Source organism: Mycobacterium sp. 4D054 (genome assembly GCF_052245755.1).
Taxonomy (GTDB): domain Bacteria; phylum Actinomycetota; class Actinomycetes; order Mycobacteriales; family Mycobacteriaceae; genus Mycobacterium.
In genome coordinates, this window is record NZ_JBQQCF010000007.1 from 141558 (window position 1) to 167389 (window position 25832).

A 25832-nucleotide genomic window follows, 5' to 3' on the forward strand; every position below is an offset into this window, starting at 1 on the left:
GCACAACCCCCACGTTCGTGCTTCCGACGGGCGGGGCTGGCCCGGTTACCGGGCGACGGGCCAGTGCCACACGGACATGTCGCCGCGCGGATAGTTCATGCAGACGTCGGTGGCGTGCGCCACGACGCCCTTGTTGTTGAAGAACAGCTTGGCCCAGTTGCCCCACCGGGTGGCGACCTGCTCGTAATACACGTTGGTCGCGGTGTTCTCGGAGTACTGGCGGCGGCCCACCGGGTCGAGCGAGAAGAACCAGTGGATGCGGTCGAACGCGGCCTGCTGGACGTCGGCCGGCCGGTTGCTCCGGTCGATCATGTAGCGCTCGAAGTACACCGGGCTGGTGTCCCGGGCAGCCGCCATGTACTGCTCGACGTCGCATGTGGTGTGGATGATCCGACGGGGAATCGGATAGTCCTCGGTGGAATCGGCGACGGCCGGTCCGGCCAGGCTCGCGCTGACCGCGGCGGCGCCGAGGAACCCCAGACCCACCCGTGCGACGCGACTCAGTCCGCTCATCGTTTCTCCAGCTTCATCGTTCGGTCGGGTCTCGAAGATTCTATAGCGCAGCTAGGCAATTCGGGGGCCCCGCTCCCGGTCAGCCACCACCGGTGACCGGGTTGGAGGTCAACGAGATCCATCCACCGTTGATCCACACGCCCCAGCGTCCGCCCCAGCCCGAATTCCAGACCACCGGCTGGCCGATCCAGACCTCGGCGGGCTTCGGAGGCGCCCAGGCCGGTGGCACCTCACCGAGCACGGGAGGCGGTGGCGGAGGCGCCGGTTGCGCGCCGGCGACGGCAGCCGCACCCCAGAGGCCGGCGGCCAGTCCGCATGCGACCGCGGCGACGGACAGCGTGGTCTTGATCGAGGTCATCGCATCACTCTCGGGTCGGTAACCGGGCGGGATAATTAGCATATATAACCAGCGGTGGACGCGGCCAATCCGGGGGGCGCGGTTTGCCTGCCTCGAGCCCGTGCGCATGACATTCTTGGTTCCGTCTGTAACGCGTCCAGCGAGGAGAACTGATGTCGGCACCATCGGCCGTCGAAACAGGCAGCGACACACACGGACCGCGCCGGGCGTGGGCGGCGGTCTCGGTCCTCGCGGTGGTCGGGACACTCAACTACGCCGACCGGTTCCTGCCGGCAGTGCTGGCCGAACCCATCCGGCAGGACCTGTCGCTGTCCGACACCGCCATTGGGGTGATCAACGGCTTCGGCTTTCTCGCCGTGTACGCGCTCATCGGTATCCCGATCGCGCGTGTCTCGGACCGGGGCGCGTACGGCCTGGTGATCTCCGGGTGCCTGTCGCTGTGGGGGGTGATGACGATGCTCGGCGGCGCCGTGCAGTCCGGCTTCCAGCTCGCGCTGACCCGGGTGGGCGTCGCGATCGGGGAGGCCGGTTCCACCCCCGCCGCGCACGCCTACGTCGCCCGCAATTTTGCGCCCGAACGCCGCGCCGCTCCGCTGGCCGTCATCACCCTGGCCATCCCGCTGGCCAGCGCGGCCAGCCTGATCGGCGGCGGCCTGCTGGCCCAGGCGCTCGGCTGGCGCACGGCGTTCGTGGTGATGGGCGTGATCAGCGTTGCGTTCGTTCCGGTGGTGCTGGCCGTCGTCGGGCGCAGGCAGCGGCCTGTGACCGAAGCCGTTGCGGTGCGGCAGGTTCCGGTCAAGTGGTGGGACATCCTGCGCAAGCCCAGCTATCTGGCGATCGTCGCGGGGGCGGCGTCGATCTCGGTGGCCGGTTACGCGCTGACGACGTTCGCCCCCGCGTTCCTGATGCGTGCGCGCGGCATGTCACTGGGTGAGGTCGGGCTGCAGTACGGCCTGGCCAGTGGCGTCACCGGCATCCTCGGGCTGCTGGTCGTCGGCAAGATCGCCGACCGGCTGTCGGCGATCGATCCCCGTTGGCTGTTGTGGCTGGTGGCGGCGATGACGGCGGCGCTTATCCCGTTCTCGACGCTGGGTTTCGTCGTGGGCAGCACGACGCTGTCGGTGTGCTTCATCGCGTTGAGCTACGTCGTCGGGACGGCCTACATGGCACCGTCGATCGCGGCGATCCAGCGGCTGGTTCCGGCCGAGCAGCGCGCCACGGCCTCGGCCATCTTCCTGTTCTTCAGCGCAATCCTGGGTTCGGTGGGCCCGCTCGTGACGGGCATGATCAGCGACGCGCTGAAGAGCGAAGTCGGCGACATGTCACTGGGCCGGGCGATGCTGTGTGTGGTGCCGCTGATGCACCTGGTCGCGATCGGTTGCTACCTGCTGGCGAGCCGGCGCTATCTGCGCGAGATCGTCGCCTGAGCTGATCGAGCGCCCCGCGATCAGAGCCCGAACTGGTCCTCGACGACGCCGAGCCACACCTGGGCGGCGTCGATCGCCACCTTCTCGCTGATGAAGGCGTGCTGGGTTCCCGTGTAGAGATCCCGGAAGGCCCGCTCCAGGCGGCTGCCCTCCCGGATCGAACTGGTCCCGGCGGCCAGATGCGCCCACTCGGCGCAGGCGCGGGAGGTGTCGGTGGCGAACACCGCCGCGACCCGCATGTCCGCGCGCAGGGCGGGGGTCAGCTCACCGCCCGCGGCCACCGCGGATTCGGCGCTACCGAACGCGTCGAGTACGAGCAGCCTTGCGGCGCGCCAGGCCGCGACGTGGTGCGCCAGCGCTTTCTGGAATGTCGGCCGGCTGGCGAGCGCCGCCATGTCGCTCATCCGGAACTTGGTCGCCGCCAGCTCGGTGACATCGTCGAGCATGCTCTTGGCCACGCCGAGTGCCCAGGCCGCGTGACCGGCCGCGGTCACGGGCATCATGCCCATCCGCGTCGCCGGTGAACTCCCCCGCTTCGGTTCACGGGTGAACAACGCGAACGTGCGGTCGTGCGGGACGAACACGTCCTCGATCGCGTAGTCGTAGGAACCGGTGCCCTTGAGACCCTGGACGTGCCAGCCGTCCTTGAACAGCACATCCGCGCGTGGCACGACGGCCACCCGCATATCCGGCACGCCTTCGGCGAGCCACTGCATCTCACCGTCGACCATCGGCAGGAACCCGGCCGCGACGTACTCGGCGTGTCCGGTGCCCGAACCGAAACTCCACGATCCGGTCAGCCGGTAGCCGCCGTCGACCGCGATGCCCTGGCCGTTGGGGAAGAACTGCCCGCCCATCGTGACGCGGTTGTCGTTGGCGGTGAACACCTCGGCGAATCCGCCGTCGGGAAGATAGGCGGCCGCGGCGAAGGACGACGGCAGGTTGGCGATCCCGACCCAGCCGAACGAGCCGTCCTGCCAAGCCATTTCGATCCAGGTCTCGATCATCTCGGCGAATGTCGGTTCCACCCCGCCGGCCGGTACGGGGTTGATCGCGGCCATCAGCCCGCTCGACCACATGGCGTCCACGACCGCCGGCGTCATGGTGCGGATCCGCTCGGATTCTGCCGCCTGTTCGCGCACCAGCTCGCGCAGGCCCCGGGCGCGATCGGTCACCGCCGTCACGGCGTCGACGTTAGCTGTTCAGGGCAGGGCGGTGAACATGTTCGCCGGATCTGTCATGTCCACCGGCACCGGCGTCACGGTGACGACAGTGGCGGGGCCCGGCCATTCGCCGGTGAGATGTTGTTGCGGGGCCTCCGGAGCGGGCAGGTGCGGCACCGCGGCGGGAACGGCGGCCCGGGCCGGCGCCGGCACCGGGACGTATGCCCTGGGCGTGGGTCGCCATGACGGGGTCACGACCTGCTCGGTCGGCTCGACCACCTTGCGGACCATGCCGGCGACACCGCTGGCGGGCGCGGACACGGCGACCCAGCCGGTATCGGCCTGATCAGATGCCGCGGCGGCCGTCTGCTGAACTTCCGGCACCGCGCCCGAGGTCAAGCTCAGGGCGGTCAGCAACGCGGCCGCGGCCGCGCCGAGGACGGCCATCGCGATCCTGCGGCGGCTCAGGCCGCGACGGGGGCCGGCCGTCTCCTCGGCGGGCCTCTCGGCGAGGGCGGCCCCGTAGGCCAGGGCGAGGCGGGGCGCGGTGTCGGGGGCGATCATCACGCGCATCGCGTGTGCCAGCGGCACGGTGTCGACGTCGGCGATCTGGAGCTCGTCGAGCTGCTCACGCAACCGGTGCCCGTCGCGGGTCACATCGTCGCTGAACGTCAGCCGGATCCGGTCGACGTCATGGCCGCCGGCGGTCGCGATCGTGCGGGCGCTCCTGGCGGCGGCCCCGGCGGTCTCCGTGCCGGCCCGGAACTCGAGATCGTCATGATCGAGGACGGCGCCGTCGGTGTCGTCGACCAGCACCCAGGCGACGGCGTGGGCAGTCAGTGAGAGCCCCAGAACCATGCCCACGGCGTCCCCTTCCCGTCGTTCACCGGTGTGTGCGATCTATCGGGCGCCGTCGAACCGGTGTTACAAAAGTCGGCTTCATGCCCGATCGGTACTGGACACGGTCCGCCGCACGCCATAGGCTCCCCCTAAAGGTCGACTCTCAGACCTTTAGGTTTCGCCAGGCGTTCGGCGGACCGGCAGGAGCGTAACGCCGCCCCGCGAGTTCCGCGCGGCGTGCAGGATGTGCACACCGGGGGCCACGCCGGTCCTTTCTGCACCTTCGTTCCGTTCAAAAGAGTTGTGACGCAACCAATTTCGAACCGCATTGCAACGCGCATGCAACGTCACGGGAGTAGTGTGCTACCCCACACGTCGAAGGGAGTTCGGTTCATGAGCGGCGACAGTCGTGCCCACCGCGCCACGCGCGGTGTCGAGGAGCACCGCGAGTCACAGGAATATCTGCAGAAGCGGCAATTGCAGAAGGGTACCGCCGGCTGGATCCTGCTGGCCGGGCTGGGCATCAGCTACGTGGTGTCCGGGGACTACTCCGGATGGAACTTCGGCCTCGGGCAGGGCGGCTTCGGCGGTCTGGCCATCGCCGCGGTCATCATCGCGGCGATGTACCTGGCGATGGTGCTCGGCATGGCCGAGATGTCGTCGGCGCTGCCGGCCGCCGGCGGCGGGTACACGTTCGCGCGCCGGGCACTCGGCCCGTGGGGCGGGTTCGCCACCGGCACCGCCATCCTGATCGAGTACGCGATCGCGCCGGCCGCGATCGCGACGTTCATCGGCGCCTACGTCGAATCGCTCAACCTGTTCGGCATCACCGACGGGTGGTGGGTCTACCTCGCCGCGTACGCCATCTTCATCGGCATCCATCTGTCCGGTGTCGGGGAGGCGCTCAAGGTCATGTTCGTGATCACCGCGATCGCGCTGGTCGGCCTCGTGGTGTTCGCCATCGCGGCGATCCCGCGGTTCGACAGCGCCAACCTGACCGATATCGCGGTCACCGACGCTGCCGGCGCCTCGCCCCTGTTGCCCTTCGGTCTGCTCGGAATCTGGGCGGCGATCCCCTTCGCGATCTGGTTCTTCCTGGCCATCGAAGGCGTCCCGCTGGCCGCCGAGGAGGCCGCCGAACCGGAGCGCAACGTGCCCAAGGGAATCATCGCCGGAATGGCGGTGCTGCTGGTGACGTGCGTGACCGTGCTGGTCCTCACACCGGGCGCCGGCGGCGCGGCCGCGATGTCGGAGTCGGGGAACCCGCTCGTCGAGGCCCTCGGTGACAGCACCTGGGCCAAGGTCGTCAACTACATCGGACTCGCCGGGCTGATCGCCAGCTTCTTCTCGATCATCTATGCCTACTCGCGCCAGCTCTTCGCGCTGTCGCGGGCCGGGTACCTGCCGAAGATCCTGTCGGTGACGAACTCGCGCAAGGCACCGACGCTGGCGTTGATTGTGCCCGGCGTGATCGGGTTCCTGTTGTCGCTGATCGGCCAGGGGGCCCTGCTGTTGAACATGGCGGTGTTCGGAGCCGCGCTGAGTTACGTGCTGATGATGGTCAGCCACATCGTGCTGCGCAAGAACGAGCCGGACATGCCGCGGCCCTACCGCACCCCGGGCGGCGTGATCACGACGGGCTTCGCCCTCGTGATCGCGGTACTGGCGGTCATCGCGACGTTCCTGGTAGACAGCGTCGCCGCGTTGTGGTGCCTATTGGTCTTCGCGGCGTTCATGGCGTACTTCGGTCTCTACAGCCGGCACCATCTGGTGGCCAACTCCCCCGACGAGGAGTTCGCCGCCGTGGCCGCCGCCGAGGACGAGCTCAGGTGACCTACCGCCAACAGGTTTCCGGGCACACCTACCAGTTCGACGGTCTCGTCGAGGTGATGGCCAAGGCCACCCCGGTCCGCTCCGGCGACGAGCTCGCCGGGTGCGCGGCCGAATCCGATGCCGAAAGAGCCGCTGCGGCATGGATTCTCGCCGATTTACCGTTGGCCACCTTCCTCGACGAACAGGTGGTGCCCTACGAGACCGACGACGTCACGCGGCTGATCATCGACACCCACGACCGGCAGGCGTTCGCCCCGGTGGCCCACCTGACCGTCGGCGGCCTACGAGACTGGTTGCTGGACACCGCATGTCAGGCCGGCAGCGCCGAACGCATCGCGGCGGTCGCTCCGGGGCTCACCCCGGAGATGGTGGCGGGGGTGTCGAAGATCATGCGCAACCAGGATCTGATCGCGGTGGCCGCGGGCGCTGCCGTGCACGCCGCGTTCCGGACCTCGATCGGGGTGCCGGGCACGCTGGCGACGCGGCTGCAACCCAACCACCCGACCGACGATCCGCGGGGCATCGCGGCGGCCACGCTGGACGGGTTGCTGATGGGCTGCGGTGACGCGGTCATCGGTATCAACCCGGCCACCGACTCGCCACAGCACACCGAGGATCTGCTGCATCTGCTCGACGAGATCCGGCTGCGGTTCGACATCCCGATGCAGTCCTGCGTGCTGACCCACGTGACCACCACGATGGAGCTCATCGAGCGGGGTGCCCCGGTCGACCTGGTGTTCCAGTCGATCGCCGGAACCCAGGGCGCCAACGCCAGCTTCGGCATCACGCTGCCGATGCTGCAGGAGGCCAACGAGGCAGGCCGTGCGCTGGGCCGCGGCACCGTCGGCGACAACGTGATGTATCTGGAGACCGGGCAGGGTTCGGCACTGTCGGCGGGAGCGCACCTGGGCACCGGCGGCCGCCCGGTGGACCAGCAGACCCTGGAGACCAGGGCCTACGGCGTGGCCCGGGCGCTGGACCCGCTGCTGGTGAACACCGTCGTGGGTTTCATCGGCCCCGAGTATCTCTATGACGGCAAACAGATCATCCGGGCGGGGCTGGAGGACCACTTCTGCGGCAAGCTGCTCGGGCTGCCGATGGGTGTGGACGTGTGCCACACCAACCATGCCGAAGCGGATCAGGACGACATGGACACGCTGCTGACCCTGCTCGGTGTGGCCGGTGCCGCCTTCGTCATCACCGTGCCCGGCGCCGACGACGTGATGCTGGGCTATCAGAGCCTGGCGTTCCATGACGCGCTGTATGTCCGCAATGCGCTGAAGCTGCGGCCGGCGCCGGAGTTCGAGGCGTGGCTCGCCCGGCTGGGCATGGCCGACGACGACGGCAGGGTGCTGCCGGTCGATCCAGCCGCCTCTCCGCTGCTGGCCCTGGCGGCTGGGTCATGAGCGCCGCGAAAGACGTTTCCCCCGAGGATGTCTGGGCGCCGCTGCGCAGCGCCACCCGGGCCCGTATCGGTCTCGGGCGGGCCGGCAACGCCCTGCCGTCGCGTCGCGTGCTGGAGTTCAAGGCCGCCCACTCGGCGGCCCGCGACGCCGTCCATGTGCCGTTGGACACCGACGCATTCGCCGCCGAGGTAGAGGCTCTCGGTCTCGGCGCACCGCTGCTGGTGCGCAGCCGCGCGGCCGACCGTGCCGAATACCTGCGCCGGCCCGACCTCGGGCGCCAACCGGCCGACGTCGACGCGCTGCCCCAGACCGGGGCCGACATCGGCGTCGTGCTGGCCGACGGGCTGTCCCCGCGCGCGCTGGCCGAGCACGGCGTCGGACTGCTCACAGCGCTGGCCGATGAGTTCGACGGCCACTACCGGCTGGCGCCGCCGGTGATCGCCACCCAGGCGCGGGTCGCGCTCGGCGACCACGTCGGCGCGGCACTGGGCGTGACGACACTGCTGATGGTCATCGGCGAGCGTCCGGGCCTGTCGGTTGCGGACAGTCTTGGGATCTACCTGACCCATCAGCCGCGGGTGGGCCGCACCGACGCCGACCGCAACTGCATCTCCAACATCCACCCACCGGACGGTTTGGACTACCGCACCGCCGCCCGCACCGCGGCCGTCCTGGTCGCCGGTGCCCGGCGGCTCGGGCGTTCGGGGGTGGCGCTCAAGGACACCTCGCGGGCCCAGCTGCCCGGCTGATCACGCGGTGGTGTCGGCCAGCGCCTCGATCCGCTTCAGCGCGTCGGCGGCCAGCGCCGGCACGTCATAGCCGGGTGCGCCACCGCAGGTGGTGATCTCGACGGCGGCGTTGTGCGCGGCCACGAACAGGTTGTCGCAGTTCCAATCAGACGCGCGCAGGGACCAGAGCACGGTGCCCTCCGGTGCGGTCGACGGGTGTGGCCGCACCTCGAAGTCGTAGGTGCGGTCCCGCATCGTCGTGACGCTCAACGCGGTGCCGCCGCACAATTTTACGGTCTGCCGCACCGTGTCCAGCGCCGTGGCGGGATCAAAATCCGATCGGTAGACCGCGACCATCTCCTCGACGTAGAACCGGCCGTCCTCGGTCATCCAGTGCCCGCCGTCGGTGGCCAGCGGGCCGGGCGCGTCGAGGAACGGCGGGTCCACCTCGCGGGCCAGCCCGGCGCAGCGCTCCGGCTCGGCGACCACGAACAGATTGCCGTCCTCGCCGGACACCTTCGGGCTGAGCAGCTCGGCGACCTGAAGCGTGGTGATCGGCGCGGCCAGCGATGCGGGCCGCGCCTGCGGGTTGTCCACGTGCCGGGTGCAGGAGGTCAGCAGCGCGACGACCCCGACCCCCGCCGAGCACCAGCGCGCCGCCTTCGTCATCGGCCGAAGCCCGCGTCCCGTAACGCCTGCGCCATCGAGCCGGCCGGGCGGCTCTGCTCACGACGTCCGGAGTTGTTGGTGCGCGGCGGATTCCGCTTCGGCGGTCCCGGCCGTTCGGCGCGCCGGGGGCCGCGCTCGGGCTTGGCCTCGTCGTTGAGGCGCAGGCTCAGGCCGATGCGCTGCCGGTCGACGTCGACGGCGACGACCTTGACCCGCACCACCTGACCTGAGCGCACCACTTCGTGCGGGTCGGAGACGAAGCGGTCGGCCATCGCCGAGACGTGCACGAGCCCGTCCTGGTGCACACCCACGTCGACGAACGCGCCGAACGCGGCCACATTGGTCACCACGCCCTCCAGGATCATCCCGACCTTGAGGTCGGCGACCTTCTCCACTCCGGCGGCGAACGTCGCAGTGGTGAACGCCGGACGAGGGTCGCGGCCGGGCTTCTCCAGCTCGGCGAGGATGTCGGTCACCGTCGGGATGCCGAACCGGTCGTCGGCGAAGTCGACGGGCCGCAGTTGCCGCAGCGCGCGTTCGTTGCCGATGATCTCGGCGAGCGTGACGTTCGAGCGGTCCAGGATGCGCCGCACCACCGGATAGGACTCGGGGTGCACGCCGGACGCGTCCAGCGGGTCCTGCCCGTCGCGGATCCGCAGGAAGCCGGCGCACTGCTCGAAAGCCTTGGGCCCCAGCCGGGGAACGTCGAGCAGCGCGCGGCGGTTCTGGAACCGGCCGGCCTTGTCGCGGTGCGCGACGATCGCCTCGGCCAGCGACTCGGTGATCCCCGAGACCCGCGACAACAGCGGAACCGACGCGGTGTTGAGGTCCACGCCGACGGCGTTCACCGCGTCCTCGACCACCGCGCCAAGGCTTCTGGCCAGGATGCCGGGGGTGATGTCGTGCTGGTACTGCCCCACCCCGATGGACTTGGGCTCGATCTTGACCAGCTCGGCGAGCGGGTCCTGCAGGCGCCGGGCGATGGACACCGCACCCCGCAGGGTGACGTCGAGATCCGGCAGCTCGTGCGCGGCGTAGGCCGACGCCGAGTACACCGACGCGCCGGCCTCGCTGACCATCGCCTTGGCCGGCGCCGTGCCCCCCGCCGCCCGAATGTCGGCGATGAGTTCACTTGCCAACGCGTCGGTTTCGCGGGACGCGGTGCCGTTGCCCACCGCGATCAGCTCGACGCCGTGGCGCACCACCAGTGCTGCCAGCGTCGCCTTGGCCTGGTCCCACTGCTTCTGCGGCTGGTGCGGATAGATCGCGCAGGTGTCGAGCACCTTGCCGGTGCCGTCCACGACGGCGACCTTCACCCCGGTCCGGAAGCCGGGATCGAGCCCCATCGTGGTGCGGTTGCCCGCGGGCGCGGCCAACAGCAGGTCCTTGAGGTTCTTGGCGAACACCGCGACGGCGTCCTGCTCGGCCCGCAGCCGCAGCCGCACCCGGGCGTCCACCGACGCCGACACCGACAGCCGGGTGCGCCACGCGAAGCCGACCGTGGCAGCCAGCCACGGGGTGGCCGGTGCGGCCGCGGTCAGGTCGACGCCCAGCGCGGCGGCGATCATCGCCTGGTAGGTGTCCTCGTCCCCGCCGTCCAGGCTCAGCGCCAGCACCTGCTCCTTCTCGCCGCGCAGCACCGCCAGCACCCGGTGGGACGGCATCGCCCAGAGCTGCTCGCAGTGGTCGAAGTAGTCGCGGAACTTCTGCGCCTTCTCCGCGTTCACGGATCCCTCGGATGCGGGCCTGGTCCTCAGCACGCCGTGCTCCCAGAAGCGTTCCCGCAGTGCGCCCACCAGCTCGGCGTCCTCGGCGGCGCGCTCGACGATGATGTGGCGTGCCCCGTCGAGTGCCGCGGCGGCGTCGGGCACGCTCTCACCGAGGTACTCCGCGGCCGCCTCCTCGGGCACCTGGGCCGGGTCGGTCAGCAGGCTTTCGGCCAGCGGCTGCAGGCCTGCCTCGCGGGCGATCTGCGCCTTGGTCCGCCGCTTCGGTTTGAACGGCAGATAGATGTCCTCGACACGGGCCTTGGTGTCGGCGGCCATCAGCGCCGCGGTCAGGTCATCGGTGAGTTTGCCCTGCTCCTCGATCGAGGCCAGCACCGCGTTGCGCCGGTCGTCGAGCTCGCGCAGATAGGCCAACCGCTCCTCCAGCACACGCAGCTGACCGTCGTCGAGGCTGCCGGTGACCTCCTTGCGGTAGCGGGCGATGAACGGCACCGTCGCACCCTCGTCGAGCAGGCGCACCGCCGCGGCGACCTGCGACTCCCCCACGGCCAGTTCTGCAGCGAGACGGGCGTTTACGGATTTGACCGGGCCAGACTTGATCACGCGCGGAACCCTACTCGGTTTCACTGACAGCCCGGCGGGTAGCCGCCGGTATGCCCACCGATGTGTCCGACTTCATCCTCGACCGCCTCCGCCAGTGGAACATCACCCACGTCTTCGGCTACCCGGGTGACGGCATCAACGGGCTGATCTCGGCGCTGAGCCGCGCCCACGACGATCCCCGGTTCGTCCAGGCCCGCCACGAGGAGATGGCCGCGATGGCCGCCGTCGGGTACGCCAAGTTCTCCGGGCAGGTCGGGGTCTGCCTGGCGACCTCCGGACCGGGCGCGGTCCACCTGCTCAACGGTCTCTACGACGCCAAACTCGACCATGTGCCGGTGGTCGCGATCATCGGGCAGACCGCGCGCAGCGCGATGGGCAGCAGCTACCAGCAGGAGGTGGACCTGCAGGCGCTGTTCGCCGACGTGGCCAGTGACTATGTCGTCGAGGTCAACGTGTCCGAACAGCTGCCCATGGCGCTGGACCGGGCCATCCGGACAGCGAGGACCCGGCGCGCGCCGACGGTCGTCATCGTCCCGTCCGATCTTCAGGACACGGAGTACGAACCGCCAGAGCACCGGGGCAAGCACGTCCCGTCCAGCGATCCCGTCGACGAGTTCGGGGTCATCACGCCCGCCGAGGGCCAGGTGCGGCGGGCGGCGGAGATCCTCAACGACGGCGAACGGGTCGCCATCCTGATCGGCCAGGGCGCACGCGGGGCACGGCGGGAGGTCGTCCGGGTCGCCGAACTCACCGGCGCCGGAGTGGCGAAAGCCTTGCTGGGCAAGGACGTTCTACCGGACGACCTGCCGTTCGTCACCGGCCCGATCGGCATGCTCGGGTCCCGACCGAGCCACAAGATGATGCGCGCCTGCGACACCCTGCTGATCGTCGGCTCGAACTTCCCCTACACCCAGTACCTCCCAGAGTTCGGTCAGGCCCGCGCGGTCCAGATCGACGACGACGGCACCTCGATCGGGATGCGGTATCCGACCGAGCTGAACATCGTCGCCGACGCCCGGGTCACTCTGGCTGGGCTGCAACAGCATCTACGTCCGAAGCCTCATACCCACTGGCGCGAAGGCATCGAAACGGACGTGCGGCGGTGGTGGACTGATCTGGAACAGGAGTGCATGCGTCCGGCTCAGCCGGTGAATCCGATGCGTATCGCCTGGGAGCTGTCGGATCGGTTGCCGGACAACGCGATCGTGACAGCCGATTCCGGATCCTCGACAGCCTGGTATGCGCAGTGTGTGAAGTTCACCGCCGGTGTCCGGGGATCGGTGTCGGGAACGCTGGCCTCGATGGGGTGTGCGGTGCCGTACGCGATCGGCGCGAAATTCGCCCACCCCGACCGTCCCGCGATCGCGCTGGTCGGTGACGGCGCGATACAGATGAACGGCCTCAACGAACTGCTGACCATCGCCCGCTACCGCGACGAGTGGGACGACCAGCGCCTCGTGGTGTGCGTGTTCGGCAACGGTGACCTCAACCAGGTGACCTGGGAGCTGCGCGAGAGCGGCACGCCGAGGTTCGAGCCGTCCCAGACCCTGCCCGCCGTCAGCTACGCCGCGGTGGCGCAGACCATGGGCGTGGACGCCAGGACGGTCGAATCGGAAGACGACCTCGGCCGCGCGTGGGACTGGGCGTTGTCGGCGCCGGGGCCCACCCTGCTCGATGTGCGCTGCGATCCGGAGATCCCGAGCGTTTGACACGTTCTCCAACGGGTACGTCGGAAGGGCTCCCCCACCCGTCGATACGGAGGCACCACATGCCCGCTCCGCGTAAGCGAGACCAGTCCGCCCCTGCCAAGGTCAGTCCCACCGGTGCGTCGAAAAGCACTGACGAACAACCTGATCCGCGCGCACAGACGGGCCGGTTCCTCACCACCGCGCAGGGCGTCCGGATCCCCGACACCGACCACTCGCTGAAGGCGGGCAGCCGCGGCCCCACGCTGATGGAGGACTTCCACCTCCGGGAGAAGATCACCCATTTCGACCACGAACGGATCCCCGAGCGGGTGGTGCACGCCAGAGGCGCTGCGGCCCATGGCGTCTTCGAGGCCTACGGCAACGCCGCCTCGATCACCAAAGCGGCGTTCCTGGCGTCCAAGGGTAAGCAGACCGACGTCTTCTGTCGTTTCTCCACCGTGCTGGGTTCCCGCGGGTCCGCCGACACCGTGCGTGACACCCGGGGTTTCGCGGTCAAGTTCTACACCGACGAAGGCACGTTCGATCTCGTCGGCAACAACATCCCGGTCTTCTTCATCCAGGACGGCATCAAGTTCCCCGACGTGATCCACGCGGGCAAGCCGCATCCCGACCGTGAGATACCGCAGGCCCAGTCGGCGCACGACACGTTCTGGGACTTCGTGTCCCTGCACACCGAGGCCACCCACCACGTGCTGTGGAACATGAGTGACCGCGGCATCCCGCGGTCCTACCGCACCATGGAGGGCTTCGGGGTGCACACCTTCCGGCTGGTCAACGCCAAGGGCGAGACCAGCCTGGTGAAATTCCACTGGAAGCCGGTCGCCGGGGTGCACTCACTGGTGTGGGAGGAGGCCCAGCTGGCCGCCGGTTTCGATCCTGACTTCCACCGCCGCGACATGGCCGACGGCATCGAGGCGGGCGCGCCACTGGAGTATGAGCTCGGCGTGCAGGTGATGCCCGACGACGGCACCGAGACCTTCGAGGGCATCGACCTGCTCGACCCGACCAAGATCGTGCCTGAGGAACTGGTCCCGGTGCAGCTGATCGGGAAGCTCACGCTCAACCGCAACCCCACCAACTATTTCGCCGAGACCGAGCAGGTGGCCTTCCACACCGGCAACCTGGTCCCCGGAATCGAGGTCACCAACGACCCGCTGATGCAGGCCCGGCTGTTCTCGTACCTGGACACACAGCTGACCAGGCTGGGCGGGCCGAATTTCACTCAGCTGCCGATCAACCGGCCCCGCTGCCCGGTCAACGACATGTTGCGCGACGGTATGCACCAGAGCGCGATCCACACCGGGCAGGCGCCGTACCGGCCGAACAGCATCGACGGCGGCGAGCCGGTGGTCGCCGATGCGGACGAGGGCGGCTACGTGCAGACCGCCCGTCCGGTGGAGGGCCGGGTGGCGCGGGTCGCACCGACGTCGTTCGACGACCATTTCACCCAGGCGGCGATGTTCTACCGCTCGCTGACCCCGATCGAGCAGGCACACGTCGTCGAGGCGTTCACCTTCGAGCTCGGCAAGTGCTACGAGCAAGCCATTAAGGAACGGCAGCTGGAGGTGCTGTCCAACGTCGACGCCGAACTCTGCGAGCAGGTGGCGCAGGGACTCGGACTGCCCGCGCCGAAGGGTAATCCACCGGCCGAGGTGACGCTGTCACCGGCCCTGTCGCAGGTCGTCACCACACCGGGCCCGGTGAAGGGGCGCAAGGTGGCGATCATCGCCGACCGGGATTCCGATCTCGCCGGGGTCGCCAAACTCGTCAAGTCGCTGGACAAGGCCGGTGTCATCCCGGCGATCGTCGCGCCGGCGGGCGGCACTCTGAAGTCGGGCCGGCGCACCCTGACCGTGGACCGCACCTTCGACACCGCGCGCTCGATCGAGTTCGACGCCGTCGTGGTGGCCGGCGGCGCACTGGAGAATGTCGACATCAAAATGGTGATCCTGCTGCACGAGATGCTGCGGCACTGCAAGCCGTTGGGCGCGTGGGGCGATGCGCGTGCGGCGTTGCAGAAGGTCGACATCGACCTGCAGGATCCCGGCGTGGTGACCGACGATGACGCCTCGTCGTCGTTCGGTGCCGAACTGCTGGCCGCGCTGGGTCTGCACCGGGTGTGGGACCGCGCCGATTCGGTGATGGCCTCGGCGGTGGCACCGGTGCGCGCGGCGGCACCGGCCACCCGCCGGACTCGCCGCAGGAAGTGATGTTCGCTTTCCGGATACTGCTCCGCACAGCGTAGGACAGAAGATCAGGCGATCGCTGCGTCGTCCGCACCGCCCATTGCGGAGCGCAGGCGGCGCAGCGACTGGGCCAGGAGCCTCGACACGTGCATCTGCGACATCCCCATCCGCTCGGCGATCTCGGTCTGGGTCAGCGACTCGAAGAACCGCATGATGACGATCCGGTACTCCCGCCGCGGAAGTGACGCCAATTGCGCGCGCAGCTCGTCGCATTCGTCGACGAGGTCGAGGGCCGGATCGGGATCGCCGAGTCGGTCGGCGAGCGACGGGCTGTCCTCACCGGAGGTCGACGCGGCGTCGATCGACCGGGTCTTGAATCCCGCGGCGGCGGTGAGCGCCTCGGCGACCTCCATCCGGTCGACCTCCAACAGGGCTGCCAGTTCCGCCGCGTTCGGGGACCGGCCCAGGCGCTGAGTCAGCTCGGCGCTCGCCGGCGCCAGCGAGGGATAGAGGTCCTTGAGCCGCCGCGGCACGTTGACCGCCCAACCGCAGTCCCGGAAATAGCGTTTGACCTCGCCCAGCATCGTCGGGATCGCGAACGACAGGAACTCTGGGCCGGCCGCTGGATCGAACCGGTTGACCGAGTTCACCAGGCCCACCCGTGCCACTTGCACCAGGTCGTCGTGGGTCTCGCCGCGGTGGTCGTAGCGGCGTGCGATCCGGTCGGCGACGGGCAGGCAGCGGCGGATGATCTCGTCGCGCAGCCTGCCGCGCTCGGCCGAGTCCGGGGGCAGCGCGCGCAGCCTGACGAACGCCGCGTGGATCCACGCGAAGTCAAGCTCGTCGCCGGAACTCATGTGGTTCGGGTACCCGTCGCGGTACGGGCGCCACCCGCTTACACGAACGCTTCGTTTGATGGATGACCGGCCGCGTCAGGCTGATCCTCGGGCCGGCGCCTGGCCCTGAGCCTCCATCAGCAGCAGCGCGCCGTTGACCGCATTGTCGGCGGAGCGGAACGCCGTGCACAGCACTCGAACCCGGGTGGCCCGCCCGCGCCTGTTCACCGCATCCACGGTGGTGTGCTCGCTGAGGTCACCGTCGACGAAGACCGCGCCGATGAGTGGTTTCAGCTCTTCGGTGGGCAGCCCGATGTCCAAGGTGGGCAGCGCTTTTCCGACGGCCTCATTCCAGCGCAGCCCCCACAGTTCCTCGCACCCGCGGTTCCACACCACCACCCGCATCTGCCGGTCCACCACCGCGAGGCCGAGCCGGATGGCCCCGATCAGGGATTCGACGAAAGCCGTCGACTCGTCGAGCTCAACGCTGCGCTCCCGCAACGTGTCGTTGATCGTGTGCAGCTCGTCGTTGGTCGACTGGAGTTCCTCGTTCATGGTCTCGAGCTCTTCGTTGGTGGACTGCAGTTCCTCGTTGGTGGTCTCGAGTTCCTCGTTGGTCGACTGAAGTTCTTCGTAGGCGGTCTCCAGCTGCCGGTTGGTCTGCACGATCTTGTCCACCAGCGCGCGGGTCGAGGTCACGTCGAAGAACACCACCGAGACGCCGAGCAGCGCGTTGTCGCCGTCCACCAGCGGGTTGACGTGGATCTCGAACCAGACCGAGTCGCTGCCGGGCCGCTGCCACTGCACGTCCTGGATGCGTGCCGAGCGACGTTCCGACTTCGCCTGGTCGAGGTAGGCGCGCAGCTCGACCGGGCGGTACGAGACGTCGAGGTCGCGCAGCACCCGGCCGATGTCGCGGGCCGACAGCCCGAACGTGGTCTCTGCCTGCTGGTTGATCATGGCCACGGTGTCGTCGGCGGCCAGGACGATCTGCGCCACCGGACTGGCGCGGAAGGCGAGATCTCGGATTGTAGGCAGCCCGGTCGTGTCGGGGTGACGCTCGAACATCATCGCGGCGGGGTGACGCTCGCCGTTGTCGCCGGCCGTCGGCACCCTCCGGAAAGACGCGGTGCCTCAGGTTCAGCGGTGTGAACCGGTCGGTGTGGCTGAGCAGCATCTCGGCGTGCCCGAGGAACAGCACCCCGCGCGGGGCGAGCGCGAAGTGCAGCCGGCTCACCACGTTGCGCTGGGTGTCGGCGTTCAGGTACATCAGGGTGTTGCGGCACACCAGCAGGTCCACGCGGGAAATGGGTGCGTCCTTGACCAGGTCGTTGCGGCCGAAGATCACGGCCCGCCGCAGGTCTTTCCGGAAGACGTACCGCCCGTTGACCTGGTCGAAATGACTTTTCAGAAGATCCACCGGCACCGATTCGACGGCCCTGGCGTCGTAGGAGGCCACACGCGCCTCGGCGAGGATCATCGCCAGCGTGAAGGCCTCCTGACCCGACGCGCACCCGGCGCTCCATACGCGGATCGGGTCGGCGGGGCCTCGCTCGGCCAGCAGTGTGGGCACCACCTCGTCGCGCACGTAGTCCCACGCGTCGGGGTCGCGGAAGAAGCTGGTGACGTTGATCAAGATCGTGTTGAACAGCGCCGCGAACTCGTCGGCGCTGGCCTGCAGCGTGTCCAGGTACTCCTCGTAGCTGCTGAACCCGGCCTGATCCATCCGGTGCCGGACCCGCCGAATCAGCGAGGTGCGCTTGTAACCGGTGAAATCGAAACCCCGGGCGTCGCGGATGTACCGCAACAAGACTTCGAAGGTCTCGTCCGCGTCATTGTCGGGCTGTGCGTTCAACCGTCATCGGTTCGCCGAGGTGCTCGGACGTGTCTGAACTTACTCGGTTTGACATCGTGTTCCCCGGGTACGGGGCCACAACGACGAGACTTCTGGGGACACCATGCGCGACGAATTCCATCAGGCCCTCGAGGTCCTGATCGAGGATCTGGCCGAGATGTGCGGCCGCGCCTCGGCGCTCGCACAGGGTGCCTCCACCGCACTGCTCGAAGGCGACGTCGCCGCCGCCGAGCGTGTCGCGTTCGACCTGAAACGGCTGACGCAGCTCGGTAACGCGGTCCACGAGCGCGCGTACAGCATGCTGGCCCTGCAGGCCCCGGTCGCGCGGGACCTGCGCGCCGTCGTCGCCGCGCTCTACATCGCCGCGGACGCCGACCGGATGGGCGGGCTGGCCTCCAACGTGGCGCGCACGGCGCGCCGCAGGCACCCGGAGTCCGTGGTGCCCGCCGACGTCAATGATCTTTTCGCCGAGATGGCTTCCACAGCAACGGAACTGGCGAATCTGGCGCAGGCGACCGTGCGGAGCCGGGACGCGGATCTGGCGCGCAAGGTCTGTGACAGCGACGTACGGATGAACGATCTGCACCGTGAGTTGTTCGCGCGGTTGATGAGCCCGCAGTGGCCGCACGGTCCGACCGTCGCGGCCGACCTGGTGCTACTCGGACGGTTCTACGAGCGCTTCGCCGACCACGCGGTCGAGATCGCCCGTCGTGTCCATTTCCAGGTCACCGGCACCCAACTCAGCGGCGGCGGGGACGAGCACGGCGCCACCCGTCAGAATCCGTCGGCGCATCCGCTGCCGAGGTAGCCGAGCCCGGCGGACCTGACCGCCGCGGGGTCGAGCATCGTGCGGGTGTCGGCGACCACCGCGCCCGGCGCCTGGTCGGCGATCTGCGACCAATCGAGGTCGCCGAACTCGGGCCACTCGGTGAGCAGCACGATCGCGTCCGCGGACTTGGCGGCGCGGTACGGGTCGTCGACGGCGATCACCCCGACCCGGTCCAGCGCACGGGCGTCTATCGCTGACAGTTGCGGATCGTAGCCGCACACCACCGCACCGTGGGCCGCCAGATGTGCGCACACCGCCAGCGCCGGGGAGTCCCTGGTGTCGCTGGTGTCCGCCTTGAAGGTGAGCCCGAGCGCGGTGATCCGGGCGCCGTCGAGACCGTCCCGCAGCGCTGCGAGCAGCGCGTCGCTGATGCGCCGCGGTTGCGCGGCGTTGGTAGTCCGCGCCGCTTCCACCTCGCCGAGTACCAGATTCCGCGATCGGGCCGTATGCACCAGCGCCGCAGTGTCTTTCGGTAGGCAGGAGCCGCCCCATCCGGGCCCCGGCCGCAGGAACGACGCGCCGATCCTGTCGTCGGCGCCCATGCACGCGGTCACATCCCCGATGTCGGCGCCCAACCGTGCGCACAGCGACGCGATCGAGTTCGCATACGAGAGTTTCACCGCCAGGAAGGCGTTGCTGGCGTACTTGGCCAGCTCCGCGCTCTCGGGGCTCATCCGCAGCACCGGGCCGGCGTCGCCGTACGCGGCGCATACCAGCTCCGCGTCATGACAGGTCAGGGCGCCGACGACGATGCGGTTCGGGTGCACGAAGTCGGCGACCGCGTGACCTTCCCGGAGGAACTCCGGGCTGGACACCACCCCGATCCGCGCCGGCCTCAGTCGTCGCGCGGCCCGGCGCGTGGTGCCCACCGGCACGGTGGATTTCAGTGCGACCACCGCCCCCGGCTGCAGCACCGCCTTCAGCCGGTCCAGCGCCTGGTCGACCGCTCTCAGGTCGGAGGCCCCGTCGTCGCCCTGCGGTGTCGGCACACAGACGAACACCACGTTGCGGTCGGCCAGCCTCGCGAAGTCCGTCGAGAACCGCAGCGTGCCGGCCCGCGTGCCGGCGGCCAGCAGCGGCGCCAGTCCGGGCTCGTCGAGCACCGCGACGCCGGCGCACAAGCGGTCCACCTTGGCCCGGTCGATGTCGACGGCGATGGTGTCCACGCCGCGGTGCCCGCCCAGGCAGACCGCGGTCGTCAGCCCGACGTAGCCGGTGCCGACCACGCCGACGCGCACCGGTCCGCTCATGGATGCCTGGCCAGCACGTCGCGGGCGGCGTCGAGCACCTGTGCGGCCGACAGCTGTAGCAGCCCGGGGTCCGGTTCGCCCGCGTGCGGGTCGCCGCGCTCACCGGCCCATAACGTGACGTGGCACCCGTCGCCGCGCGGGCCCCAGTGCGCGGGCGGGGTGGGGCCGAACAGCAGCACCGACGGCGTCCCGGTGGCCGTCGCCAGGTGCCCGACGCCGGTATCACCGCAGATCAGCAGTCGGCAGTCGCTGACCAGCGCGACCAGCGCGAGCAGATCCGAGGTGTCGGGCCACATCGCCGATCCCGGCAGCCCCGACGCGGCCCGGACCTCCCGGACCAGACCGGCTTCGGCGCCCGACCCGGTGATCACCACCCGCGCACCGTGCTCGGACAATGCCGCGGCGACCTCGGCGAACCGCTGCGCCGGCCACTGCCGCGCCGGCGCCCCGGCGCCGGGGTGGATCACCACCGCATCGGAGTGGTCGGGGTACCCGTCGGGCCGTCTGATCTCCAGATCTCCTGCGCGGCAGGCGATTCCGCCCCAGTGCAGGATCTGGCACCAACGGTCGACCTCGTGCTGGTCGGGTTGCCACGGCGGGCCGGCGATGTGCGGGAAGTCGTCGTGCCGGTGGGTCAGCAGCATTCGTGGCCGCAGGGCCAGCAGCGCCGCGATCGACTGCGGTCCCCGTCCGTGCAGGTTGACCGCCAGGTCCGGCCGGTCCGCAATGCCGCGGATCGGGCCCAGCTCCGGGGTGTCGACGACGTCGTCGACGGCGCCGGTGTGCAGGGCCAGCGCGCGGTACCGTGCGGGTGCGGCCAGCGTGATCCGAGTGTCGGGGTATCGGCGCCGCAGTCCGCGCAGCGCGGGCACCGCGGTGAGCAGGGTCGCCGAGCCCCAGCGCGCGCAGCACCACGATGGTCTGCGGGTCGCGACTGTCCGGCACTAGGGCCATGACGATTCTGTTGACGCGCACACCACGAGTTCGCGTATCTCACAGCCAGGGGGCTGTGAGAGTGCGAACAACACGGCGGCGGCCACATCCGAGGGCTGGTTGAGCTTGGCGTCCGGTGGCGGCTTGTACTGCTCGGTGCGGCTGTCGAAGAACGCGGTGTACATGCCGCCCGGGACCAGCAGGGTGACCCCGATGTCACCGGCAAGTTCGGCGGCCAGCGCGCGGGTGAACCCGACCACCCCGAACTTCGACGCGCAGTAGGCGGTCGCGTCGCTGACCGCCTTGATCCCCAGCGTCGACGCGCAGGTGACGATGCGGCTGCGGCCAGTCGCCAGGTAGGGCAGCGCCGACCTGATCACGGCCGCGGTGCCGAACAGGTTGACCATCACCACCCGCTCCCACTCCTTGGCGGGGACCTGGCGTAGGGTGCCGCAGGCGTCGATGCCCGCCGCGGTGAACACCCCGTCGATCGGCCCGCCGGTCTGCTCGGCCAGCGCGGCGACAGCGGCCTCCACGGCGTCGGTGTCGGCCAGGTCCGCGCACACGTGGGTGACGCCGTCGGCCGGACGGTCCTTGTCGATCACCAGCGGTGTGCCGCCGCGTGCCCGCACCGCATCGGCGACCGCCGCGCCCAGTCCGGACGCGCCGCCGGTGATCAGCACCGTCCCGGGGTTCGCGATGTCTGCCATGTGTCTCACCTTTCTTCGGTTGGCCCGGACCGCGCCGCGGCGATCAGGGCGGACGAGGAGTAGCCGGCCACCGTCGGCACGATGACGACGTCACCGCCGTGGCGTCTCACGACGCCGGCCTCGGGCAGGGCGTCGGCCGTGTAATCGCCGCCCTTGACCCAGATGTCGGGCCGGATATCGGACAGCAGCCGCTCCGGCGTCGCCTCGTCGAACACCGCCACGGCGTCGACGCAGGCCAGCGCGGCAAGCACCCTGGCCCTGTCTGCGGCCGCCACCACCGGCCGGCCGGGACCCTTCAGCGCGCGCACCGACGCGTCGGAGTTGATCAGCACGATCAGCGCATCACCGAATTGCCGTGCGGTGCGCAATAACCGGACATGGCCGGTGTGGAGTAGGTCGAAACATCCACCGGTGGCTACCACCGTGCGCCCCACCGCGCGCAACCGCTGCGCCAGCGCGACCGCATCGGTGGCGTCATGGTCGTCGGTACCCGGGTGCATCTCGCTGCACACCGGCGCCGACACCGCACCCGCCCCGCCCGCGGCGACGAAGCGGGCGGCGGCGTCCACCGCTTCGGTGACGGCGGCCACGGGGCCGGCGCCGGCGCCCAACGCGGCGGTCGCCGCCACGGCGAACCGGTCGCCGGCGCCGCACGCGTCGCCGGCCGATCCGGTGCCGACCGGCGCCGCGGGGCCGATGTGGGTGGCGCAGCCGTCCGCGGTGAAGACCCGGGCGCCGCGGACGCCCAGGGTCACGCACACCGCGTCAGCGTTCCAGCGCTCCCGCAGCACTACCTCGGGTAGTCCTTCGGTACCGCAGAAGTGTTGGGCCTCAGCCTCATTCGGCGTGACCAACCGGCATCTCGGGGTGGGTACGGCGCCGCGCGGGTGCGGATCCCACACCACCGGAACGCCGCGCGCGGCGTGGCCGAGCGCGGCACGCAGCGCCGGCAGTGCCGCGACTCCCCCGCCGTAGTCGGCGACGCAGACCGCCTGCGCGTGGGACAGCGCGTGCACCGCCTCGTCGGGCAGCGGCGCGGCAACCGGGGTGGCTGTGCCGCGGTCGATGCGCAGCACCGACTGACCGCGCGCCCTGACCCGGGTCTTGGTCACGGTGGCCCCCCGCATCGGCAGCGCGATCAGCCGCACCCCGGCCGACCGCAGTAGTTCGCGGAGTTGTTGTGCCGCAGCGTCTTCGGCGATTCCGGCGATGAGGACGACGTCGTCGCGGGTGCGCGCCGCCAACTGTGCGGCCAGCCCGGCCCCTCCCGGCCGCTGCCAGCTGCGTTCGACGTCGACCACCGGGACGGGGGCTTCCGGGCTGAGTCGCGTCGCGGACCCCTCGACGTCCAGGTCGAGCATCACGTCGCCGACGACGACCAGCGGTGCGGCGCTCATGCCGGCACCGATCCGAGGATGCGCTCGTCGACCGCCATGCACAGGGCGTGGACCAGCAGCAGATGCACCTCCTGCACGGTGGCCGTGCCCGGTGCGTCCACGCTGATCGCGTGGTCGCACATGGCCGCCAGCGGATTGGGCGCCGGCCCGGTGAGGGCCCAGGTGCTCATCCCGATCTCATGCGCGGCCTTGACCGCCGTCAGCACGTTGTGACTGGTGCCGCTCGTCGACAGCGCCATCAGGACGTCGTCGCGGCGGCCGTGGGCGCGGACGCCCCTGGCGAAAATCTCGTCGCCGCCGTAGTCGTTGACCACCGCGGTCAGCGCGGACGTATCGGCGTGCAGCGCGATGGCCGACAGCGGCTGCCGCTCGTCCTTGAACCGCCCGACCAGTTCGGCGGTCAGGTGCTGGGCCTCGGCGGCGCTGCCGCCGTTGCCGCACGCCAGCAGCCGTCCGCCGCCGAGCAGGACCTCGGCGAGCCGGTGCCCCCAGGTGTCGACCAGGCGGATGTGACCGCGGGTTCGATCCACCGCCTCGATGAGATCGTCGAAATGGGTCGCGATCATGGTGTACCTCCCCACTCGTGCACCGCGGCCAGCAGTTCGATGTCGGTGATGTCGTCGAGACAGGTGTGTCGGCTCAACGGGCAGGTGCGAGCCCGCGAGCCACGGCACGCGGCGTTCTGGTCGCCGAGGACGGTGACCGGGACCCCGTACGGGGCCCACTGGGACGGGGGCACCACCGGGGCGAACAGCGACACCACCGGGGTTCCGACTGCCGCGGCCAGGTGTGCTGCCCCGGTGTTGGGCGCCACCACCACCCGGGCGCCCTCCAGCACCGCCGCGAGCTCCGCGAAGCCGGTGCGGCCGCCGAGGTCGAGCGCGTGGTCGGCGGCGACCTCGGCGGTCAGGTCCCGTTCGTCGGCACCGCCCGTCACCACGACGCGGTATCCGGCCCGGTCCAGGGCGGTCACCATGGCCGCGCTGCGGTGTGCGCTGGGCCGGCGGGCCGGGACCGCCGCGCCGGGATGGAACACGATGTAACCGCCGGTGCCGGGCAGCGCGGGCGCCGGAGTCGCCGGCCGCAGGACGCGCAGCGCGCCGTCGTCCCCGTCGGGCAGCCGGCAGCCGGCCGCTTCGGTCAGCGACAGCGCGCGCAACGGTTCTGGGATCCCGTCGGGCACCTGGTGGCGCAGATCCAGCAGGCTGCCCGGGTAGTCGACGCTGATCGCCCCGACCCACGGCACGCCGGCCATGCGGCACAGCAGCGCCAGCGGCAGCGGCGACTGGTGGAACGACGTGAAGATGTAGGCGCGGTCCGGGGCGGTGTCGCGCAGTCGTTTGATCAGGCCGTCGGCGTGCGCCGCGGTGAGCTCGGGGGCGTCGAAATCGACCCAGGGCGCCTGCCATTCGATGATCTCGTCGACTCCTGGCAGCAACTGGGCGGCGGCGTGCCCGCGCGGGCCGGCCAGCATCACCACCCGGTCGTGTGACGCGGCGACGGCGCGGATCGCCGGGCCGGTGACGAGCACGTCGCCGGCGCTGTCCAGGCGGGCGACCAGGGCCGAGGTCATCGCGCCTCCCGCAGCACCAGATCCACCGCCGCGGCCAGCGTGGGCGCCACCGCGGCGCGCGGATGCGCACGTGCGGCGACGATCTCCTCGGGGCGGGTCCGCCCGGTGGGTACCAGCACCGCCCGCGCCCCCGCCGACAGCGCGGCAGTGACGTCGCCTCCGGTGTCGCCGATCATCACGCACCGCTGCGGTGGCACCCCGAGCTCGGCGGCCGCCGACAGCACCATCCCGGGCGCCGGTTTGCGGCAACGACATCCGTCGTCCTCGCCGTGCACACACACCTGCCAGCAGTCGAACGGGCCGAGCGCTCCGTTCACGGCCGCGTTGACCGCGACGAGCTGGCGCGGGGTGATCAGCCCGCGCGCAACGCCGGACTGATTGGTCACCACCGCCAGCAGCAGCCCGTGTCTGCGCAGCCGGTCCAGCGCGCGGTCGGCGCCGGGCATCGGCACGACACCGTCCGGGTCGTTGAGGTATGGACCGTCCTCGATCAGCGTGTCGTCGCGGTCGAGCAGCACGGCCAGCGGCGGCTCCGGCCGCGCGTGCCGGTGCTGCCACTCCCCGACCACCCTGTGCGCCACCGCCGCCGGAGGAATCATGGTGCTGCTCAATAGGATCCGGCTGAACTCCGGAACCGTTCGGGGACCGTGCAGGAACCGGCGGGCGGTGAACTCGGCGGTCAGCCCGGCCCACAGCAGCCCGGACACGGCGGCGGCGGCGCGCCGCCGCCAGAGCGCGGCGGCCAGGCCCGCGACGGCGCTCGCCGTGGTCGCCAGGTGCCCGGGAAGCCGTCCCCGGCCCTCCCCGCTCCGGGACCGCCAGTGGCGGCCGAACTTGCGGCGCATCAGTGCGTTGTCCCGGTTGCCGATCTGCACCCGGACCGACGTCAGCCAGGTCGCCGGCGCCACCGGGTGGCTGCAGCGGCGCGAGCCGTCCACGATCCGGTGCCCGGCCGAGACGATGCGCAGCGCGAGATCGGAGTCCTCGCGGTAAGCGCGGGGGAATCGCTCGTCGAAACCTCCGACGCCGACCAGGACGTCGCGCCGGTAGGCCATGTCGGCGGTGATCCACCGCGCGCCGGCCAGCCGCAGCGTGCGCTGCTCATCGTCGCTGGGCGCCCGGCTTGCCTCTGCGCGGGGCACCTCGATGCCGCCCTGCGATCCGGCCGCCCGCACCGACTCGGCGACCGTGAGGTCCTGTCGCAGTGCCCCCAGCCAGCCCGCGCACGGCAGCACGTCGTCGTCGAGGAAGCACACCCACCGGGTGGCGGTGGCCCGCCACCCGACG

General features: G+C 70.3%; 21 protein-coding genes and 1 pseudogene. 7 read left to right on the plus strand and 15 right to left on the minus strand.

Features of this window, described 5'->3' with window-relative positions:
• Nucleotides 1-45: 45 nt before the first annotated feature.
• Nucleotides 46-513 (minus strand): DUF5078 domain-containing protein, encoded by a 468-nt coding sequence (locus ACTWP6_RS08090; protein WP_443187324.1) that lies wholly within the window; start codon nt 511-513, stop codon nt 46-48.
• A 79-nt stretch (nt 514-592) separates the two neighbouring features.
• The gene (locus ACTWP6_RS08095; protein WP_260752618.1) at nt 593-871 is read right to left on the minus strand and encodes a hypothetical protein; all 279 of its coding nucleotides are present in this window, start codon (nt 869-871) and stop codon (nt 593-595) included.
• A gap of 152 nt (nt 872-1023) precedes the next feature.
• Here ACTWP6_RS08095 and ACTWP6_RS08100 point away from each other — a divergent pair, with 152 nt between their 5' ends.
• Complete coding sequence (locus ACTWP6_RS08100) at nt 1024-2298, plus strand: spinster family MFS transporter (protein WP_260752617.1); 1275 nt, start codon at nt 1024-1026, stop codon at nt 2296-2298.
• Nucleotides 2299-2318: 20 nt separating this feature from the next.
• On the opposite strand, the gene ACTWP6_RS08105 is transcribed toward ACTWP6_RS08100, so the two are convergent.
• Both ACTWP6_RS08105 and ACTWP6_RS08110 read right to left on the minus strand, forming a co-directional pair.
• A complete protein-coding gene (locus ACTWP6_RS08105; protein ID WP_443187340.1) occupies nt 2319-3401 on the minus strand; it encodes an acyl-CoA dehydrogenase family protein in 1083 nt (360 codons plus the stop codon).
• 99 nt (nt 3402-3500) lie between these two features.
• A complete protein-coding gene (locus ACTWP6_RS08110) occupies nt 3501-4325 on the minus strand; it encodes a hypothetical protein (protein ID WP_443187325.1) in 825 nt (274 codons plus the stop codon).
• A gap of 369 nt (nt 4326-4694) precedes the next feature.
• Between ACTWP6_RS08110 and eat the strand changes: the two genes are divergently transcribed.
• The 3 genes from eat to eutC are packed head-to-tail and all read left to right on the plus strand — an operon-like array spanning nt 4695 to nt 8289.
• Nucleotides 4695-6134: an ethanolamine permease gene (gene eat / locus ACTWP6_RS08115; protein WP_443187326.1), complete on the plus strand. Its 1440-nt coding sequence runs from the start codon at nt 4695-4697 to the stop codon at nt 6132-6134.
• A complete protein-coding gene (locus tag ACTWP6_RS08120) occupies nt 6131-7540 on the plus strand; it encodes an ethanolamine ammonia-lyase subunit EutB (protein ID WP_443187327.1) in 1410 nt (469 codons plus the stop codon). The genes eat and ACTWP6_RS08120 overlap by 4 nt, the downstream gene beginning before the upstream one ends.
• Nucleotides 7537-8289 carry an ethanolamine ammonia-lyase subunit EutC gene (gene eutC, locus ACTWP6_RS08125; RefSeq protein WP_260752613.1) on the plus strand — a complete coding sequence of 251 codons (753 nt, stop codon included), beginning with the start codon at nt 7537-7539 and terminating at the stop codon, nt 8287-8289. Before ACTWP6_RS08120 ends, eutC begins: the two co-directional genes overlap by 4 nt.
• Here eutC and ACTWP6_RS08130 read toward each other — a convergent pair whose 3' ends face one another.
• Together ACTWP6_RS08130 and ACTWP6_RS08135 are read right to left on the minus strand one after the other, a co-directional pair.
• Entirely contained in the window at nt 8290-8937 is a 648-nt protein-coding gene (locus ACTWP6_RS08130) for a sensor domain-containing protein (protein ID WP_443187328.1), read from the minus strand.
• Nucleotides 8934-11267 (minus strand): Tex family protein, encoded by a 2334-nt coding sequence (locus ACTWP6_RS08135; RefSeq protein ID WP_443187329.1) that lies wholly within the window; start codon nt 11265-11267, stop codon nt 8934-8936. Before ACTWP6_RS08135 ends, ACTWP6_RS08130 begins: the two co-directional genes overlap by 4 nt.
• Before the next feature lie 50 nt (nt 11268-11317).
• On the opposite strand from ACTWP6_RS08135, the gene ACTWP6_RS08140 reads away from it, so the two are divergent.
• Nucleotides 11318-12976 carry a thiamine pyrophosphate-requiring protein gene (locus tag ACTWP6_RS08140; RefSeq protein WP_443187330.1) on the plus strand — a complete coding sequence of 553 codons (1659 nt, stop codon included), beginning with the start codon at nt 11318-11320 and terminating at the stop codon, nt 12974-12976.
• A 59-nt stretch (nt 12977-13035) separates the two neighbouring features.
• Entirely contained in the window at nt 13036-15186 is a 2151-nt protein-coding gene (locus tag ACTWP6_RS08145; protein WP_443187331.1) for a catalase, read from the plus strand.
• A 44-nt stretch (nt 15187-15230) separates the two neighbouring features.
• Here ACTWP6_RS08145 and ACTWP6_RS08150 read toward each other — a convergent pair whose 3' ends face one another.
• Both ACTWP6_RS08150 and ACTWP6_RS08155 read right to left on the minus strand, forming a co-directional pair.
• Entirely contained in the window at nt 15231-16019 is a 789-nt protein-coding gene (locus ACTWP6_RS08150; RefSeq protein WP_443187332.1) for a SigB/SigF/SigG family RNA polymerase sigma factor, read from the minus strand.
• A gap of 75 nt (nt 16020-16094) precedes the next feature.
• Nucleotides 16095-17853, minus strand: a pseudogene (locus ACTWP6_RS08155) (CheR family methyltransferase).
• A 103-nt stretch (nt 17854-17956) separates the two neighbouring features.
• Here ACTWP6_RS08155 and phoU point away from each other — a divergent pair.
• Nucleotides 17957-18661, plus strand: a complete 705-nt coding sequence (gene phoU, locus ACTWP6_RS08160; RefSeq protein WP_443187333.1) for a phosphate signaling complex protein PhoU — start codon at nt 17957-17959, stop codon at nt 18659-18661.
• On the opposite strand, the gene ACTWP6_RS08165 is transcribed toward phoU, so the two are convergent.
• The 7 genes from ACTWP6_RS08165 to ACTWP6_RS08195 all read right to left on the minus strand — a co-directional run.
• A complete protein-coding gene (locus ACTWP6_RS08165; protein ID WP_443187334.1) occupies nt 18628-19932 on the minus strand; it encodes a UDP-glucose dehydrogenase family protein in 1305 nt (434 codons plus the stop codon). The two genes, phoU and ACTWP6_RS08165, sit on opposite strands and share 34 nt — an antisense overlap.
• Entirely contained in the window at nt 19929-20804 is an 876-nt protein-coding gene (locus ACTWP6_RS08170) for a glycosyltransferase family 9 protein (RefSeq protein WP_443187335.1), read from the minus strand. Before ACTWP6_RS08170 ends, ACTWP6_RS08165 begins: the two co-directional genes overlap by 4 nt.
• A gap of 72 nt (nt 20805-20876) precedes the next feature.
• Entirely contained in the window at nt 20877-21575 is a 699-nt protein-coding gene (locus ACTWP6_RS08175; protein WP_260752592.1) for an SDR family oxidoreductase, read from the minus strand.
• A gap of 5 nt (nt 21576-21580) precedes the next feature.
• Nucleotides 21581-22972 (minus strand): D-glycero-beta-D-manno-heptose 1-phosphate adenylyltransferase, encoded by a 1392-nt coding sequence (rfaE2, locus tag ACTWP6_RS08180; protein ID WP_260752587.1) that lies wholly within the window; start codon nt 22970-22972, stop codon nt 21581-21583.
• Entirely contained in the window at nt 22969-23538 is a 570-nt protein-coding gene (locus ACTWP6_RS08185; RefSeq protein ID WP_260752585.1) for a D-sedoheptulose-7-phosphate isomerase, read from the minus strand. Before ACTWP6_RS08185 ends, rfaE2 begins: the two co-directional genes overlap by 4 nt.
• Nucleotides 23535-24545, minus strand: coding sequence for a glycosyltransferase family 9 protein (locus ACTWP6_RS08190; RefSeq protein WP_443187336.1), 1011 nt, complete (start codon nt 24543-24545; stop codon nt 23535-23537). The genes ACTWP6_RS08185 and ACTWP6_RS08190 overlap by 4 nt, the downstream gene beginning before the upstream one ends.
• Nucleotides 24542-25832, minus strand: a 1291-nt coding sequence (locus ACTWP6_RS08195; protein WP_443187337.1) for an HAD-IIIA family hydrolase, incomplete at its 5' end; no start/stop codon positions are given. The genes ACTWP6_RS08190 and ACTWP6_RS08195, both read right to left, overlap by 4 nt.